At 75.3% G+C, this 13,655-nt stretch carries 9 protein-coding genes; 1 reads left to right on the top strand and 8 read right to left on the bottom strand.

What is annotated here, in order from left to right:
• Window positions 1-136 precede the first annotated feature (136 nt).
• A complete protein-coding gene (locus tag Q2K16_RS24780; RefSeq protein ID WP_302740575.1) occupies window positions 137-3,676 on the top strand; it encodes a BTAD domain-containing putative transcriptional regulator in 3,540 nt (1,179 codons plus the stop codon).
• Here the strand turns inward: Q2K16_RS24780 and Q2K16_RS24775 are convergent.
• From Q2K16_RS24775 to Q2K16_RS24740, 8 genes are all read right to left on the bottom strand, one after another.
• A complete protein-coding gene (locus Q2K16_RS24775) occupies window positions 3,660-5,084 on the bottom strand; it encodes a hypothetical protein (protein ID WP_302740573.1) in 1,425 nt (474 codons plus the stop codon). The genes Q2K16_RS24780 and Q2K16_RS24775 overlap by 17 nt on opposite strands.
• A 10-nt stretch (window positions 5,085-5,094) precedes the next feature.
• The gene (locus Q2K16_RS24770) at window positions 5,095-6,420 is read right to left on the bottom strand and encodes a hypothetical protein (RefSeq protein WP_302740571.1); all 1,326 of its coding nucleotides are present in this window, start codon (window positions 6,418-6,420) and stop codon (window positions 5,095-5,097) included.
• Between the two features lie 126 nt (window positions 6,421-6,546).
• Window positions 6,547-7,302 carry a hypothetical protein gene (locus Q2K16_RS24765; RefSeq protein ID WP_302740569.1) on the bottom strand — a complete coding sequence of 252 codons (756 nt, stop codon included), beginning with the start codon at window positions 7,300-7,302 and terminating at the stop codon, window positions 6,547-6,549.
• A 14-nt stretch (window positions 7,303-7,316) separates the two neighbouring features.
• On the bottom strand, window positions 7,317-8,738 hold the full coding sequence (locus Q2K16_RS24760; protein ID WP_302740567.1) for a hypothetical protein: 1,422 nt from the start codon (window positions 8,736-8,738) through the stop codon (window positions 7,317-7,319).
• 112 nt (window positions 8,739-8,850) lie between these two features.
• The gene (locus Q2K16_RS24755) at window positions 8,851-10,755 is read right to left on the bottom strand and encodes an NADase-type glycan-binding domain-containing protein (RefSeq protein WP_302740565.1); all 1,905 of its coding nucleotides are present in this window, start codon (window positions 10,753-10,755) and stop codon (window positions 8,851-8,853) included.
• Window positions 10,739-11,287 (bottom strand): phage tail protein, encoded by a 549-nt coding sequence (locus Q2K16_RS24750; RefSeq protein WP_302740563.1) that lies wholly within the window; start codon window positions 11,285-11,287, stop codon window positions 10,739-10,741. Before Q2K16_RS24750 ends, Q2K16_RS24755 begins: the two co-directional genes overlap by 17 nt.
• Window positions 11,287-13,227, bottom strand: a complete 1,941-nt coding sequence (locus Q2K16_RS24745; protein ID WP_302740561.1) for a putative baseplate assembly protein — start codon at window positions 13,225-13,227, stop codon at window positions 11,287-11,289. Before Q2K16_RS24745 ends, Q2K16_RS24750 begins: the two co-directional genes overlap by 1 nt.
• Window positions 13,227-13,655: a GPW/gp25 family protein gene (locus Q2K16_RS24740; protein ID WP_302740559.1), complete on the bottom strand. Its 429-nt coding sequence runs from the start codon at window positions 13,653-13,655 to the stop codon at window positions 13,227-13,229. The genes Q2K16_RS24745 and Q2K16_RS24740 overlap by 1 nt, the downstream gene beginning before the upstream one ends.

Here is a 13,655-nt window from a genome sequence, read left to right as displayed (position 1 = left end):
GATCGGCAGGTTTCGCCGGTGTGTCACCCGGTGAATGAGTGTCGAAGATCATGGTCATCCGACCGGTCAACCGGCAGAATCATGTGCTGGCCGCGCTGGTGGGAAGGACGCGCAGCCATGACAGGGAGGCCCGTTGATGGCCGACAGCGGTGGTGAGATCCGACGACGACGACTGGGTGCCGGGTTGACCCAGGAGCAGTTGGCCGAACGGGCAGGAATCAGTGTCCGGGCGGTGCGCGACATCGAACAGGGCCGGGTCCGCAACCCGCGCGCCGAATCCCTCCGGCGCATCGCCGACGCCGTCGGGCTGCCCCACCTCAAGCCGCCCGGCCCCGCACCACCCGCCGCGTCGGCACCCACCCTCCGCATCGACGTGCTCGGCCCGCTGCGCATCCAGATCGGGGCCGAACCGGTCGCGCTCGGCGCGAACCGGCAACGGATGCTGCTCGGCCTGCTCGCCCTGCACCCGGACACGATCGTGTCCCGCCACGAGATCGTCGACGTGCTCTGGGGCCACGACCCGCCGGACAGCTGCCTCAACCTCGTGCACACCTATGTCGCCCGGCTGCGCCGGGTGCTGGACCGGCCCGGGAACACCGGCACCACCATCACCCACGTCGGCGGCGGCTACCGGCTCAGGGTCGAACCCACCCAGCTCGACCTGAGCGAGTTCGCCACCGTGATCGAACGCGCCGAGGGCAGCGTCGCCGGCGACCTGGCCAGCCTGGACCGGCTGGCCGGCGCACTGGCGCTGTGGCGCGGGCCGGTCCTGGCCGACGCGGCGCCGAGCCTGGCCCAGCACCCGACCGCCGCCGCCCTGAACCGACGCCGCATCGCCACCGCCGTCACCTACGCGACGCTCGCCGTCGACCTGGGACTGCCCGACCGGGCGGTCCGGGAGCTGCACGCGGTGGCCCGCCACGAACCCCTGCACGAACAGGTGCACGCCCGGCTCATGCTCGCCCTCGCCGCCTGCGGCCAGCAGGCCCGGGCGCTGACGCTGCACCGCAAGCTGCGGGACCGCCTCGCCGAGCAGCTCGGCGTGGAACCCGGCCCGGAACTGCGCGAGGCGCAGCTGCGCATCCTGCGTCAGGATCTGCCCCGGGTGGTCGCCCGCCCGGCCGCCGGTGACGCCCCGGCCGTACGCCCCGGGGCCGCACCGCACCGGCCCGAGGGAGCGCCGCCGGCCCGCCCGCCCAGCCACCGCCCGCCGGCACAGCTACCCCCCGACGTCGCCTACTTCACCGGGCGCGGCACCCAGATGGCCGCGCTCGACGCGCTGCTCACCGGGGAGACGGCGGCCCGGGGGCCGGTGGTCATCTCCGCCATCACCGGGATGGCCGGGGTCGGCAAGACCGCCCTGGCGGTGCACTGGGCCCACCGGGTCCGTCGGCACTTCCCCGACGGGCAGCTCTACGTCAACCTGCGCGGCTACTCGACGGCCAGCCCGGTACGCGAGGAGGAGGCCCTGGCCGGGTTCCTGCACGCGCTCGGGGTGCCGGCCGAGCAGGTGCCCGTCGACGCCGGGCAGGCCGCCGCGCTGCTGCGTACCATGCTGGACGGCCGCCGGATGCTGGTGGTGCTGGACAACGCCGCCAGCGCCGACCAGGTGCGCCCGCTGCTGCCGGGCAGCGCCGGCTGCCTCGCGTTGATCACCAGCCGGGACCGGCTCAGCGGGCTCGTCGCTGTCGACGGCGCACGCCGCATCGACCTCGACGTGCTCACCGCCGCCGAGGCCAGCACCCTGCTCACCCGGATCATCCCGACCGAACGGGTCGCCCGCGCCACCGAGATCGCCGAGCTGGCGACGGTCTGCGCCCGGCTGCCGCTGGCCCTGCGGATCGCCGCCGCCAACCTGATCGACCAGCCGGACCAGTCGATCAGCGCGCACACCGCCCGGCTGACCGCCGGCAACCAGCTCGCCGGCCTGCGCATCGAGGGCGACGACCAGGCGGCCGTCCGGGCGGCGTTCGACCTGTCGTACGCCGCCCTGCCCGCCCCGGCGCGGCGGCTGTTCCGGCTGCTGGGCACGGCACCGGGGACGGACGTCACGGTGGCCGCCGCCGCCGCGCTGGCCGGGATCGACGAGCCGACGGCCTCCCGCGAGCTGGACCGGCTCGCCGCCGCGCACCTCGTCGGGCAGGTGGCACCCGGCCGGTACGCCTTCCACGACCTGCTGCGGCTCTACGCCGGGGAACGGGCCACCGCCGAGGACCCCGGGCCGGAGCTGCGGGCCGCCACGCAGCGCCTCTACGGCTGGTACCGCCAGCGCACCGACGCCGCCGCCGTCGCCGTCTACCCGCACCTGGTGCGGTTGCCGCCCGACGGGACCGGACCGGCGGCCGGGACGTCGCCGTTCCCCACCTCCGCCGGGGCGATGGCCTGGCTGGAGGAGGAGCACACCAACCTGATGCGGGTGATCGCGCACGCCGCCGAGAACAACGCCGACCCGGCCGCCTGGCGGATCCCGGACTCGCTGCGCGGCTACTTCCAGTTCCGTCCGCACAGCGACGGCCTGGTCGCCGCCACCAGCGCGCTGCGCGCCGCGCAGCAGGCCGGCGACCATGCCGGCGAGGCCGCGAGCCGGCTCGGGCTGGCCAGCCTGCACCTGCGTCGCGGCGAGTACGGGGTGGGCCTGTCCCACGCCACCGCGATGATCGACGCGGCGCACCGGGCGGCCTGGCCGGAGGGCCTGGCGGCGGCGTACGGCACCTGCGGGCTGGTGCACCTGCGGGCCGGCCGGCTGGCCGAGGGGGCCGAGCTGACCCGGCTCGCGGTGAGCATCCACGAACGTCTCGGCGGCCCGGAACGGCTCAGCACCAGCCTCGGCAACCTCGGGGTGATCTACCGCGACATGGGACGGCTCCGCGAGGCCGCCGAGGTGTTCCGGCAGGCGTTGGCGTTGACCCGCAGCACCGGGATGTGGATGAGCACCGGGATCAGCCTGAGCAACCTGGGCGAGGTGCAGCACGCCCTCGGCCAGCACGACGAGGCTCTCGACCACCTGCGGGAGGCGCTGGAGCTGAGCCGGCGCACCGGCTACCGGCCGACCGAGACGGAGAGTCTGCGCCGGCTGGCGGCGCTACGCGCGCAGACCGGTGACCTGGGCCCGGCGACCGAGCTGGCGAACGCCGCGCTGGCCCTCGCCGACCTGATCGGCGATCCCGCCCAGCAGGCCGCCGCCCGCAACGTGCTGGGCGCGATCCACCTACGCAACGGTGATCCGGCCGCGACCACCGAACACCGGTGGGCGCTCGAACTCGCCCGCGCCGGCGGGGCCCGGGGTGAGGAGGTCGAGGCGCTCATCGGACTGGCCGAGGTGCACCGGGACACCGATCCGACGGAGGCGGTCACGCTCGCCCGGCAGGCCCGCGCGGTGGCCCGCGCCGCCGGCTACCGGGTCTGGGAGGGGCACGCGCTGATGGTGGCGGCCGAGGCGCTGCGGGCCACCGGCCCGGCGACCGCCGCCCGCACCGCCGAGGAGGCGTTGGCGACCCACCGGGAGACCGGTCACCTGCTCGGCCAGGTCCGCGCGTTGCGGCTGCTGGTGGCGCTCGGCGCGGACGGTGGCGTCGACGCGGCCCAGCAGGCGACGTACCGACGGGAGATCGCCGAGTTGTCCCGACGGCTGCGGCCCGCCCGCGACGAGGACCTGCCGGTCAGCCCGTCACGGTGAACCGGCGGCGGCTCTCGTCGTCCAGCGGGGTCAGGGTCGGCCGGCCGGCCGCGTCCACGTCGAACGCCAGCCGGCCCTCGACCGGGACGGTGTCGTCCCGGTACGAGACGTGCCAGCCGATCCGTAGTCGCGGCGGGTGGTCGTCGCCGCCCGGTTCCCAGTCGGGGCTGAGGACCAGCCGCGTCCACGCGCCGGTGCTGTTGCGCACGGCGTCCGGGCCGGGCCCGCCGTCGGTGCCGGACACCAGGAGCGCGACCTGCCGCAGGCCGGTGTGCCGTCGCCCCCGGTGCCACAGCACCGGCCACGCCTCCCGGTTCGCCGTCGGGTCGTCGCCGTAGTAGGCGTCGACGTGCGCGTCGTCGTCCTCGGGGGGCCGGTGGACGCTGCCACGGTCGACCCCGGCCGGGGCGACCAGGAACCGGTGCATGGTGAACCGGAGCCCCAGCAACAGCCGGACGCCACCGGCCCGGCCCGGCCCCCGGTCGGCCCGGTAGGCGAGCAGCAACGCGCCGGGTTCCGGGGCCGCCGCGTCCAGCATCGCCGTCCGCTGTTCGCCGGCCGCGTCACGGACCGTCAGCGTCTGCGGGCCGTCCAGCCCGTCGAAGCCGGTCACCACGACGGTGTCGTCGGCGTACGGCGTCAGCCGGGGCGCGGCCAGCTCGGCCGGGGCGGCGGTGAGCCCGGTCGCGTGCCACACCGGGCGGGCCCCGCCGGGTCGCCGGGCGTCCGCCGGGGGCACCGGCGGCCGGTCGTGCACCCCGGCGTCGACAGGTGTGACGAGGAAGTGGGTCCGGGTCGCCAGGGACCGGTCGGCCACCTCGAACAGCCCGTCGCTGTGCACCAGGAACGACCCCACCTCGTCGTGTTCCGGGGTCAGCGGCACCCCGTCGACAGTGGTCCGCTCGTGGTGCACCCGGTAGCCGACCCGGACCGCCGGCATCGTCCCGTGGCCGGCCTCCAGCCGGGCGGTGAAGACCAGCGAACCCACCTCGTTGAACTTGTTGAACGGGTTGCGACCGCCCGTGACGGCGTGCGGCGACACGCTCAGGTCGGCGACGCCCCAGCAGGGGAAGGACACCAGCGCGGCCTGCCGGGACGACGCCGGGCCGGCCCCGACGTCGGCGGCCACGTAGTCGAAGGTGGTGAACCGGACCAGCAGGTCCACGCAGACCCGCTTCGGGCCGGTCGGACCGCCCCGCCGACGCAGGTAGCGCAGCCAGTACGAGTGCCGCCGCCGCTGGTCGCCCCGAACCATCCCGGTGCCGGCGAGGTAGGGCTGCGCCGGGGTGACCAGGTCCCGCAGCGTCGCCTGCTCGGGGAAACCCGCGCCGCCGAACCCGGTCACCGTGAAGGCGTCACCCACCGGCGGGTCGGGCCGGTAGCCGACCAGCCGCATCCGACTCGGCACGGTGTCCTCCTCAGTTCGTCACGGTCAGGTGCCGGAAGGTCTGCTCGTCGCCGAAGCGGACCAGTGGCCCGCCGGAGGCGTCCACGGTGATCAGGAACGCGCCGCCGAGCGGGGTGCCGGGGCCCGTGGCCGGGGCCACCGCCACCTCCGACCAGCGGACGAGCAGGCCCGGCACGTCGCCGTCCGGGCCGTCGTACCACTCGGGGACGAACCGCAGCCGCGAGCCGACCGCCCCGGGCGGGGTGGGGTCGGCGTCGTCGGGCAGCGGGCGCAGTGACACGTCGGCGAACCCGGGGTGCCGGCGGCCGTGGTGGAAGACCACGGCGTCGGCGAACTCGTTCGACTCGACCAGGTACGAGCAGGTGAGCAGGCGCAACGCGAGGCGGGCCCGGACCCGCCCGGCCCTCGGGCCCTCGGCCGGGTCGCCGGGCCGGGCGTACTCCACGATCATCCCGTCGTCCCGGGTGTCGACGCCCATCGACGCGCGGTGCCAGCGCGGATGCCCGTCGTGCCACACCTCGATCTGCGGCGGGCCGGCCACCCGCTCGAATCCCTGCACCTCGACCGCGCCCCGGCGGGCCCGGCCGGTCAGCACCCGCATCGCGGTCACCGGCGGCGGGACGGTGACGCCTGTCGCCCGGTAGACGGTGAGGCTGCGGGTGGGCGGCGGGTCGGCCCCGACCAGCGGTCGCCCGTGCACCGCGCCGCTGACCGGGACCAGCCGCCACGAGGACGGTCCGGACGCCGGTTCCAGCGTGATCCCGCCGTCGCTGTGCACGGTCAGCGCCCCGGTCTCCTGGTGACCGGGGGCGACCGCCGGACCGAGCACCTGGTTCTCCGCGTGCCGGACCCGGTACCCGACCCGGATCGCCGGCACCGGGGCCCCGGCGCCGGCGGCGGGGGCGAGCACCATCGTCGGCTCGAAGACGAGGTGGCCGGGGTCGTTGAACTTGTTGAACGGGTTCCGGCCGCCGGCCCCGGTGTCCCGTAGCGAGATACTGAGGTTCTCGATCCCCCACAGGCCCGGCAGCGGTGCCGCCGAACGGGGCGAGTACCGGTCGGTGCGGGGGCGGGGCTGGTAGGGGAAGGTGTCGAACCGGACCAGGAACTCCGCCGCGACCAGCTTGCGGCCCGCCGGCCCCCGGTAGCGGTAGCGCAGCCAGTAGCAGTGCCGGTGGGTCCGGGCGCCCCGGTCCAGCCACACCGCGCCGTCGAACTCGCCGGGCCACAGGTCGTCGGCGAGGAACTCCCCGACCGGCAGGCAGGCGTCCCGGAAGCCGGTCACGGCGAACCGGTTGCCGGACAGTTCCTCCGGCTCGTACTCGATGCTGGTCACGAGGTGACGTCCCTGCTCGACCGGTCGACGGGGCCCGGGCGCGACGATGGCCGGTCGGTCCATCGGGCCCGCCGGTGGCGGGCCGGGAGCCGCTGGCGGCGCGCTCCCGGCCCGGCACCGGTCGGGTCACACCAGGTCGTACTCGCGGGCCAGGTACTGGAACCTCTCGACGGTCAGCACCGTGGCCAGGACCCGCTGGTCGGCCACGGAGAGATCGTCCACCTCGTCGTCGACCACCCGGTCGAGCACCTCCCGGGCGGCGTCCGGGTCGAGGTCGACGAGCGGCTCCGGCGTCGGCCCGACCGGCTCGACCTGGTCGTCCGACCCGACCTGATCGGCCGGTTCCGACTGCCCGGTGGGGTACGCCGACCCGTCCGGCCCGTGGTCCTGCCGCCCGTAGCCGTCCTGGTCGTGGTCCTGCTGGTCGTAGCCGTGCTGGTCGTAGGCCGACCCGTCGTGGTCCTGCTGCCCGTAGTCGTGCCCGGCCTGGTCCTGCCCGGCCTGGTCGTAGCCGGCCTGGTCGTAGCCGTCGTGGGCGGCGGCCTGGTGGGCGGCGGCGATCCAGTTCTGGGTCACCGAGTCGATCACCCGGGCCATCTCCGTCGCCGGCTCCCCCAGCTCGTCGACGGCGAAGATCTGCACCGGTGGGTAGGAGCTGGCGTGGTGGTAGACGCTGTCGTAGAAGTCGGCCAGCCAGCCGTTGCGCTGGTACCACCCGGGGTCGCCCCAGCCCTGCCCGAGCAGGTCCGGCACCTGCTCCCAGCCGGCCTCCGGCTGCTCGGCGAGGATGCCGTGCGCGCTGACCGCCGCCCAGCTCAGATAGGCGTACGCGTCGTCGAGGCCGGTCGGGCCGGTGGTGTCGAAGGTCTCTGGATAGTTCATCGGTCGTCTCCCGCTCAGCCCGTGACGGTGAAGTACTTGTTGCTGTCGGCGTCGAGCAGGCGGAGCACCGGGCTGCCGGACGGGTCGATCCCGAGGCGGAACTGCCCCCTGTTGCTGTGCTGGCGGGACCGCCCGTCGGCACCGGCGTGTTCGGCCGTCCAGTCGATGCGTAGCTGCACCCCGACCTGCCCCGGCACCTCCTCGACGTACGGCCCGAAGAACAGCGTCGACTCCTCGTGGTGCCGGTTCTTGACCGCGTCGACGTCGTACTGCCGGCCCTTCTCGCCGACCACCACCGGATCGCCGCGCCCCACCTCCAGCACCCGCAGCGAGACGTTGCGGAAGGCGGTGTAACGCACCCCACCCACGTAGACGATCTGCCGGTGGCCGTGGTCGGGCGCGGTGACGTACGGGACCATGGTGAACCGCAGCAGCAGCAACGCTTTGATCTTGGTGCGGACCTTCCGGCCCAGCACCGCGCCGTCGCGGACGTACTCCAGCCGCAGCGACGCCTCGTGGCCCTCGCCGTCGGCCGCCGTGGCGACCACAGGCGGTTGACCGTCGTTGACGACGGTGACCGTGTTCGGGCCGTCCATCCGCTCGAAGCCGATCACCGTCATGCCCTTGTGCTCGTGCGGGTCGAGCATCCGGCCACCGTGGTCGATCCCACCCAGCTCGATGCGTTGGGCCCTGAGCACGCCGGTCGTGACCGGCTGGCCGTCCTCGTCGTCCGGCCCGACCCGGGTCGGGCGGTCGTGCACGCTGCCGCTGAGCGGGGTGATCCGGAAGTGCTTCTCGGTCCGCCCCTCCCCCGGGTTGATCTCGAAGCTGCCGTTGCTGTGCACCAGGAACGCGCCGACGTCGTTGTGGCTCAACCCGAGGGGCGCGCCCAGCAGGTTCTTCGCCTGGTGCTGCACCCGGTAGTTGATCCGCAGGTGGGGCATGCCGTCGTTGACGGCGGCCACGTCGAAGGTCAGGCTGCCGGACTCGTTGAACTTGTTGAACGGGTTGCGCCCCCGGCCCGTCGCCATCAGCGACACGCTCAGGTCGGTGATCCCCCAGATCGGGTAGTCGCGCAGGATCGCCCGCTCCTGCGCGGTCGGGCCACCCTCGCCGTCCTTCGGGACGTAGTCGAAGGTCGTGAAGCGCACCAACAGCTCCACGCAGACCCGCTTCTTGTCGGTGACCCCGATGCCCCGGCGCAGGTAGCGCAGCCAGTAGACGTGCTGCCGGGACTGGCCGCCCTGGACCATGACGAGTTGGCCGTGGGCGATCGGCACCGGTGAGACCAACTGGTTCAGCGGCACCTCGGTCCGGAACCCGGCGTTGCTGAACCCGTTGACCTGGAACACCCCGTCCGTCAGGCCCTTGGCCTGCCCCTGCGCGAACCCGATCATGTTCGCGGTGGTGTTCAGGGCGATGGCGACTTCTGTCACGGATACACCTCCGACGTGGGACCGTCGGGCCGGTCGGCCGACGGTGGTGGTGGTTGTCGGGTGCCGCCGCCGGGGCCCGGTGCCCCGACGTCACCCGCTGCCCGGCGACCGTTCACTCCCGGGCGAAGAACTCGAACTCGCTGACCGTGACGTCGGTGCCCTTCTCGGCCCGGTGCACGTCGGTGACCTGGATCTGCACGGTGGTGACCCCGTCGGCCCCGTCGAGGCTCAACGTCTGGGGCTCCCCGGTGTCCTCGACGGTGAGGGTGTCCGAGCGGTTGGTGGAGTAGACCAGGTGCAGGGTCATCGGCCGGTGGGTCGCGGTGTAGTCCTCGGCCGTGCCGGCGGTCACGATCAGCCGCTCCAGGTCGACCTTCGCCGCGAAGCGCAGGGTGACCGTCGGCGGTTTCTCCCTGTCCCAGCGCACCTGCCAGTGCGTGTTGCGGTACTGGTCGACGCTCAGCTCCGGCCCGTGGTCGCGGACCGACGCGCCGCCTGTCACCTCCACCGGCCGGACCGCCACGAACCGGGGGTTGATCTTCCGGTCGGCCCAGTCCCGCGCCCCGGTCACCGGCCCGGAGACCGCCCCGTTGATCCGCTCCCGCAGCGGCGGATAGACCAGGTACGCCACCCCGATCGCGAAGAGCAGCACCGCGGCGACCGCGTTCGACCGCTGGTAGATGGCGTGCAGCACGCCACCGACCCCACCCGGCCGGCCGCCGCCGGGCGCGCCCGGACGGGTCCCGGCCGCGGTGACCCGGGGGCCACGGCGCGGCAGCAGGCGCTGCCACCAGCGTCGACGCACCACCTGGGCGGTCCGCAGCGAGTCGCCGCACCGGCTACAGAACCGGCGGGTCGGCGCGTTGCCCTCGCCGCACTCGCCGCAGATGAGGTCACCTGGTTGCCGTCGCCGGGTGGCCGCCTTCGCGCCGACGGTGGCCACCCGGGGCCGGACCGCCTGCGGGCTGACCTCCTCGGGCTCGACGGTCGCGGCGGCGGTGGCCCGGGAGCCGACCCGCCCGCCGGTGGCCGGCGCGCCGGGCAGCACGGAGTCGACCGACCCGTCGGCGGCGACCAGGGCGCTGGTGTGCGGCGCGGCGCGCGTGTCGCGCCGGGGCGGGGACACCGGATTCCTCGGGGCGGTCGGCAGCTTCGCCCCGGCCACCCCCGGCGGCGGGGGCGGCAGCCGGCGCGGCGACCCGCTCGGGGCGGTGTCCGGCGGACCCGCGGGGGTGCCGTCGGCCGGCGACGACCCGCCGTCGGCCGCCCCGTCCGCCTCGGACGGGCCGGGCCGGGCACCCGGTGGCACGGTGCGGGCCGCCCGGTCCGGCAGCCGGGCCGCCGGCACCCCCGGCGGCGGCGGTGGCAGCCGGCGCGGCGGCGTCGACACCGCCGCCGGACCGCCGTCCGGTGCGGCCGACGCAACGGCGGCGGAGGACCCGGCCGGCGACGTCCCCGGCGGCGCGGACCGTGCCCCGGGAGCGCCGATCCCCGGCGGGCCGGACCGGACGCCCGGCGGGCCGGACCCCGGCGGACCCGGCCGCGACCCGGGCGGACCGGACCGGGTCCCCGGCGGCGTCGTCCCCGGCGGACCGGGACGCACGCCGGGCGGCACGGCACCGGGCGGGCCCGGGCGCGTCCCCGGCGGGCCCATCCCGGGCGGACCCGGGCGCGTCCCCGGCAGACCCACCCCGGGCGGACCCGGGCGCACCCCGGGCGGGCCGGGACGCAGACCCGGAGGGCCGCCGGGCAGGCCGGCCGCTCCCCGGCCCGTGCCGTCGCCGACCCGCACCACACCCTCGTTGACCGGCGAACCGCCCGGTGCGGGCGCGATCACCCCGGCGATACGTTGCAGCAGCGTGGGCTTCTGCCGAAGCTCCTGCTCCGCCTCCTGGACCGTCTCGACCGGGATCTTCGGCACGGTCTTCTCGCCGGTCCACTCCAGGAAACTGCCGCAGGAACCGCAGAACGTGTCCGCGTCACCGTTGTGGTTGCCGCACTCACGACAGATGATCACGGTGGAGCACCTCCAGGGTCGTCGTCACGTGCGCCGGTACGACCGCGCGGCACAGCTCGTCGAGGGCGTGCCGGGCCACCGCCGCCGGGTCGTCCACCCGCACCCGGACGTGCACCCGGGCCGGTGGCAGCGGGTCCGGCAGCGGCTCCGGGCGGGTCGACCAGGACACCCCGGTCGAGTCGAGGACCTCCACCTCGCCCCCGGTGGCCAGTTCCAGGGCCATCCGCAGCCCGGCGACCGTCCCGCGCAGCCGGTGCGCGGCGACCGCGCCGGCCACCATCGCGCGCTGCCGCTCCACCGGCCAGTTCTCGTCGAGCTGCGCGCCGACCCAGTGGCCGAGCCAGAGCAGGAAGTCCGGCGGGGTCAGCTCCGGGTCCAGGTACGCGTCGAGACAGTCGAGGGTGGACACCACAGGCGCGAGCACCTCGTCCAGCCCCTCGGTCCAGCGCACCAGCAGGTCGTCCTCCTGCAACAGGGCGGGCAGGAAACCGGCGATCGGGTACGGCATCACCACGTCGACCAGGCCGCGCATCAGTGCTCCTCCACCCGGAGCTGGTGGTCGAAGGAGAAGACCAGGCTGTCCGGCTCCAGGTCGATCCGGCCGGCCTCGGTGCCCCGCTCACCTGTCACCGGGTTCGCGGTGAACAGCCGCAGGTCCTCCACCAGTTCCACCCCGCGTACCCGCTGCAACACGGCGAAGAGTTCCCCGGCCTGCACCGGACGCCCGAACGGCCAGCCCCGACCGTCCGGGCCACCGCCGGCCAGCGGGCTGAGGAAGCCGTACAGGGCGGCCAGGCCCTCCTCGCGGACCCGCTCGACGACCACCCGGGGCCGGGCGACGACCCGGGCCACCACTGTCACGCCCCGGTAGCGGGGCGGCTCGACGACCACCCGGGTGCCGATCAGCCGCGTGGCGTCCAGCCGCCCGGCCACCCGGGCGAGGCTCGACTCGGCCGGGATCAGGTCCTCCAGCCGCAGCCGCCCGTCCTCGGCGGGCGCGGCCGGCACCACCAGCAGCCGCGCCACCGGCGGGCCGTCCCCGTTGCTCGGCACGCAGCGGACCCGGGCCAGTTCCGGGGCGGCCTCCCGGGCCAGCACCTCGTGGTCCTCGGCGGTCACCGCGCGACTGCGGCTGCGCAGGGTCAGCGGGCCCCGGCGACGCGCCTCGTCCAACGTCTCGCCGTCCACGCCGCCGCTGGCCGGGTGCCGGTTCTCCACCCCGGCGACGTACGGGATCGAGGTGCGCAGGGCGGTCACCGCGCCGACGCCGACGTTGCCCCGGCTGCCGCCGCCGACCGCGTACCGGCGCAGCCGCAGCCGACCGCCCCGGGGTGGCACCGCGCCGTAGCGGCGCAACATCCCGTCGGGTTGCCGGACCGCCGGGCCGAGGACCACCTCGCCGGCCACCCCGTCGAGCAGGAAGTGCCGGTCCTCGGGGCCGCTGCCGGCGAAGTGCTCGACCGGCGACCACCGCTGCCAGCCGTCGTCGGAACTGACCTCCAGCACCGGGTCACCGAAGCCGGCCAGCACCGGCCGGCGGGTCAGCGCGAACCGTTGACCGGGCACCCCCTCGGAGTCGCCGAGTTCCTCGTCGTCCACCAGGTCGGCGTGCACCGCCTCGGTGGTGCCGCCGACGGTGTTCGCGGCCAGCCCGAGGACCACCGGGGAGGCGCTGTAGCCGGGCTGCCCCTCCTGCGGGGTCACCACCCGGGCTCGCAGCCAACCGGCCAGCACCCCGTCGACCAGGCTGGTCTGGTGTCCGGCGGGCACGTGCAGCAGGATCGCGCCGGGCCGGTTCAGCGCCCCGGTCTCGTCCAGCCCGACCTCGCAGCCGAGCCAGCCGTCGGCACCGCGCGCCTCCCAGCGCAGCGGCGGGTGCAGCGGGTTGACCCCGACGCCGTCGACGCGTCCCTCGAACTCCAGCCGCACCGCGCAGCCGCCGACCGCCCGGTCCAGCCCGATCAGCAGTTCGTCGCCGGGCTGCGGCACCGGGGAGAACGCGGCCACCGGGCCGCCCAGTTCCAGGGCACCGGTCTGGTCGGTGATCCCGCCGGCGGTCCGGACCCGCAGGTGGGTCAGCGCGCAGGGCGGCACGGCGAGATCGGCGAGGGTGGCGAAGACCAGGGGGTCCCCGCCGTCGCCGACGGTCACCGCCCGCGTCCCCGCCGGCACGACCTGGGTGGCGCGAGCCGGGGTGGACAGCCAGAAGGTCAGCGTGGTCCGGGCGGCCGTGGGCGGCACCAGGCGTACCCCGATCAGCTCCAGGAACTTCACGTAGAGCCGGTCGGGCACCCGGTTGAGCCGGTAGATGAGCTGGTCGGTCAGCGACGCGAACGTCTCGATCAGGGTGATCCCCGGGTCGGCCGGGTGCAGGTCCGTCCACTCCGGGCAGCGGTCGGCGATCAACCGGCGGGCGTCACCGACCAGGTCGTCGAAGCCCCGGTCGTCGAGGTCGGGGGCGGGCAGCGCCATCAGCCGAGCACCCCCGTACCGGTCAGTTCCCGGTCGCCGGGCAGGGTCCGCAGGTTGAGCCCGAGGGTGCCGGGCTCGTCGGTGTCGCGTACCCGGTAGCGGATCTCGATGTGCAGCAGCCCGTCGCCGCCGGCCGGGTCCTCGATGACGGTGACGTCGTCGATCTCGGCCCGGGTCTCCCAGCGTTCCAGGGCGGCCCGCACCTCCACCGCCACCGCCCGCCGGGTCTGCCCGGTGACCGGCTCGAAGACGAAGTCCCGCAGCCGGGAGCCGAACTCCGGCCGCATCGGGCGCTCGCCCGGGTAGGTCGCCAGGATCACGCACATCGCCTGCTCCAGCAGGGCGGTGCCACTGATCGTGGCCAGTCGACCGTTGGGCTGCACCCGCAGCGGAAAGGCACACCCGGTGCCGATGACGTCGGCCTGCAT

The organism is Micromonospora cynarisoli (assembly GCF_030518815.1).
In the GTDB taxonomy this organism is placed as follows: Bacteria; Actinomycetota; Actinomycetes; order Mycobacteriales; family Micromonosporaceae; genus Micromonospora; species Micromonospora wenchangensis.
This window is presented reverse-complemented; position numbering and strand designations above follow the sequence as displayed.

What these genes read in the sequence shown, in the direction of transcription:
- Q2K16_RS24780 (WP_302740575.1), top strand. Translation starts at nt 137, where the DNA reads ATGGCCGACAGCGGTGGTGAGATCCGACGACGACGACTGGGTGCCGGG.
- Q2K16_RS24765 (WP_302740569.1), bottom strand. Translation starts at nt 7,302, where the DNA reads ATGAACTATCCAGAGACCTTCGACACCACCGGCCCGACCGGCCTCGAC.
- Q2K16_RS24750 (WP_302740563.1), bottom strand. Translation starts at nt 11,287, where the DNA reads ATGCGCGGCCTGGTCGACGTGGTGATGCCGTACCCGATCGCCGGTTTC.
- Q2K16_RS24745 (WP_302740561.1), bottom strand. Translation starts at nt 13,227, where the DNA reads ATGGCGCTGCCCGCCCCCGACCTCGACGACCGGGGCTTCGACGACCTG.
- Q2K16_RS24740 (WP_302740559.1), bottom strand. Translation starts at nt 13,655, where the DNA reads ATGCAGGCCGACGTCATCGGCACCGGGTGTGCCTTTCCGCTGCGGGTG.